Here is a 3342-nt window from a genome sequence, read left to right as displayed (position 1 = left end):
CCCGAGGGGGATCACCCGTCTCAAGCATGACCGGAAGCTAGCAGAAACCACATCTGACCTGCGATTATCCGGAAACTAGTTCAGTCAACACCACCCTGCCCGTAGGCCTGTACACGGCCACCGACAGCCACACCATCCACTTCCACCAGTTGCAGCGCGGCACCTCCGACCGGGTGCGCAACAAGCGGGTCAACGAACGGACCGGCGAGGAGGTCCCCTTCGAGGAGATCGTCAAGGGCTTCGACGACGGTGACGCGTACGTGCTCGTGGAGCCCGAGGAACTCGACGAGATCGCCCCGGGCCGGTCCAGGTCGCTCGACATCGAGGGGTTCGTGGACCTGGCCGAAGTCGATCCGATCTTCTTCGACGCGACGTACTACCTGGCACCGAAGGGCAAGGAGTACGGGAAGATCTACAGCCTCGTCGAGCAGGCCCTCGACAAGGCGGAGAAGGCGGGGATCGCCCGACTCGTGATGCGAAGCCACGAGTACCTCGTGGCCGTGAAGGCGGAGAACGGCCTGCTCACCTGCCACACGCTCCACTGGGCGGACGAGATCCGCGATCCCCGGGCGGAGATCGACTCCCTGCCGCGCACGGCCATGGCCTCGCAGAAGGAACTGCGCATGGCCGAGCAGCTCGTCGAGGCGCTCAGCATGGAGTGGAAGCCGGAGGAGTTCCACGACACGTTCCGGGAGAAGGTCGCCGCCCTGATCAAGGCGAAGCGGGCGGGGGAGAGCGTGGAGAAGGCGGAGCCCGCGGCCGAGGCCACCCACGTGATCGACCTCGCCGAGGCGCTGCGCGCCAGTGTCGAGCGGGCCGGCGGCGCCCGGGGGAAGCCGGGGAAGCGAGCGAAGCACGGGAAGCACGCGGAGCGGGGGAAGCCCTCGGGCCACGCGCGGAATCGGGCCGGCGGGACGCCCGACGCGAAGGACGGGACGAGCCCGACCAGGGCGGAGCTCTACGAGAAGGCCGCGGCGGCGGGGATCCGCGGGCGCTCGAACATGACGCGCGACGAACTCCGCGACGCGCTCACCGCCGACGGCAGTGCCTCCGACACCGGTTCCGGCCGTGGCTCGCGCCGGGCGGCCTGACCAGGCGGAACGCTCCCCCGAGCAGGGCCGCCGCGCCGCCCCGACGCAACGGGCCGGGAGGGCACGGAGGAGGGCGGCCAGGGCAGACGCCCGGCGTGACGGCGACCGGGCGAGAGCGATGTGGGAGCCGGCTCGGGTGAGGGAACTCCGTCCGGTCGCAGGGGTCGGCCCGGACCGGCACGGCATCCGGGATTGGGCCGGGCCGGAGCGGGCAGGCGCCGGAGCGAGACACCGTATGCGAAGACCCCGGCTCCTGCCCCTCCCCGTCGAGCCCGAGCCGGCGCCGGCCCCGCCGCCCCGCAGGGAGGTGACCCCGCGCGCGGCCGACGGATCGTACGGCCGATCGTGGGTAGGCGCCGGGCGTGAGTTACGTCAGCCACGGCAAGGGATACACCCGGGACAGCCGCTACATCACCACCCGGATCACCGCGGACGGCCGGGACGGCCACCGCGTCGAGCCCGGCCGCTACCGGCTGGTGGTCAGCCGGGCCTGTCCGTGGGCGAGCCGGGCGGTGATCGTACGGCGCCTGCTCGGCCTGGAGCGGGCCCTGCCGATGGCCGTCGCCGGGCCCGTGCACGACGAGCGCAGCTGGAGCTTCGACCTCGACCCCGGCGGGCGCGACCCGGTGCTCGGCATCGAACGGCTGGAGGAGGCCTACCTCGCGCGCGACCCCGGCTACGACCGGGGCATCACGGTGCCGGCGATCGTCGACGTCGAGACCGGCAAGGTGGTGACGAACGACTTCGCCCAGATCACGATCGACATGGCGGTGGAGTGGAAGCCGTACCACCGGCCCGGGGCGCCGGATCTCTACCCGCCCGCGCGGCGGCCGCACATCGACGCCATCAACGAGGTGGTCTACAAGGACGTCAACAACGCCGTCTACGAGGCCGGGTTCGCCGGGACCCAGTCGGCCTACGCCGAGGCCTACGCCCGGCTGTTCGACCGCCTCGACTGGCTGTCCGTCCGGCTCGAACGCTCCCGCTACCTGGTCGGGGACACCCTCACGGAAGCGGACGTGCGGCTGTTCACCACGCTCGTCCGGTTCGACGCCGTCTACCACGGCCACTTCAAGTGCAACCGGCACAAGCTGACCGAAATGCCGGTCCTCTGGTCCTACGCGCGTGACCTCTTCCAGACGCCCGGCTTCGGCGACACCGTCGACTTCGACCACATCAAGCGGCACTACTACCTCGTGCACACCGACATCAACCCCACGGGAATCGTCCCGGCGGGCCCCGACCCGGCGACCTGGCTCTCGGCACACGGCCGTGCGGCCCTGGGCGGGCGCCCCTTCGGCGACGGCACCGCGCCCGGACCGCCCGCTCCCGAAGAGGCGGTCGGAGGAACAGGGGCAGGAGCGACGTCCGGGTAGGGCGCCGGCTGCGGGTCAGGGAGGCCGGCAGGACCGCCGTCCGCCGTAGCAGCGGCCCCCGGCACCTGCTCGTGCGCCGGGAGCCCAGCCCGTTCCGCGTCGGCCCGGCGCCCACGGAACCCGCGGACCGCGCCCCGCGGACATGATGCCGGGCCCCGGGGGCAGACGACGTCCGAGGAGATCTTCAAGGAGGAGCCCGATGGCGAACGGCACGGATCAGCAGGGACGCGACGAGTCCCCGGAGGAACGCGCGGACCGGCAGTGGCAAGAACTCGTACAAGAGATACGGGTCGCCCAGACGGGCGTTCAGATCCTGTTCGGATTCCTGCTCACGGTGGCCTTCACCCCCGTGTTCGCGGGGCTCCCGCAGACCGAGAAGGTCATCTACGTCGTGACGGTGGTCCTGGGGTCCCTGTCGACCGGCGCCCTGATCGGCCCCGTGGCCCTCCACCGTGTCGTCTCCGGCCGCAAGATCAAGCCCGAGGCCGTCACGTGGGCCGCGCGCCTGACCTCCGCCGGCCTCGTGCTGCTCCTGGCCACGAGCACCTCGGCCCTGCTCCTCGTCCTCAGGGTCGCGACCGGCAACGCCCTCGCGACATGGCTCGTCACAGGGGTGTTCGCCTGGTACGTGCTGTGCTGGTTCGTGCTGCCCCTGTGGGCACGCGTCCGCTACACCGACAAGCGCTGACCCCGGGTCCCGGCGGGACTCCTACGGCGCCGCGGCGAGCTGTTCCTCCGCCGCGGTGATGGCTTCGAGGGCGGTGGCCCTGCCCATCAGCACACACAGGGTATGCGCGGTGTCGTCCATGGCGCGCAGGGCCGCGGGATCCTCGGGAGAGGCCGCGAGGCGGGCCTGACAGCCGCGCAGCCGGGTC

General features: G+C 71.8%; 4 protein-coding genes. 3 read left to right on the top strand and 1 reads right to left on the bottom strand.

What is annotated here, in order from left to right:
• Nucleotides 1-53: 53 nt before the first annotated feature.
• From ABZY57_RS32445 to ABZY57_RS32435, 3 genes are all read left to right on the top strand, one after another.
• Nucleotides 54-1091 carry a Ku protein gene (locus tag ABZY57_RS32445; protein ID WP_356518091.1) on the top strand — a complete coding sequence of 346 codons (1038 nt, stop codon included), beginning with the start codon at nucleotides 54-56 and terminating at the stop codon, nucleotides 1089-1091.
• Between the two features lie 362 nt (nucleotides 1092-1453).
• A complete protein-coding gene (locus tag ABZY57_RS32440) occupies nucleotides 1454-2467 on the top strand; it encodes a glutathione S-transferase C-terminal domain-containing protein (RefSeq protein ID WP_356518087.1) in 1014 nt (337 codons plus the stop codon).
• 199 nt (nucleotides 2468-2666) lie between these two features.
• A complete protein-coding gene (locus tag ABZY57_RS32435; protein WP_356518085.1) occupies nucleotides 2667-3155 on the top strand; it encodes a DUF6328 family protein in 489 nt (162 codons plus the stop codon).
• A 21-nt stretch (nucleotides 3156-3176) separates the two neighbouring features.
• On the opposite strand, the gene ABZY57_RS32430 is transcribed toward ABZY57_RS32435, so the two are convergent.
• On the bottom strand, nucleotides 3177-3335 hold the full coding sequence (locus ABZY57_RS32430; RefSeq protein ID WP_356518089.1) for a DUF5133 domain-containing protein: 159 nt from the start codon (nucleotides 3333-3335) through the stop codon (nucleotides 3177-3179).
• Nucleotides 3336-3342: the final 7 nt, after the last annotated feature.

This window comes from Streptomyces sp. NPDC006450 (assembly GCF_040612195.1).
Lineage (GTDB): Bacteria > Actinomycetota > Actinomycetes > Streptomycetales > Streptomycetaceae > Streptomyces.
The sequence above is the reverse complement of the archived record's forward strand: the minus strand, read 5'-3'. Positions and strand labels throughout refer to the sequence as shown.

Coding starts and splice junctions, on each gene's coding strand:
- ABZY57_RS32435 (WP_356518085.1), top strand. CDS start 2,667: ATGGCGAACGGCACGGATCAGCAGGGACGCGACGAGTCCCCGGAGGAA.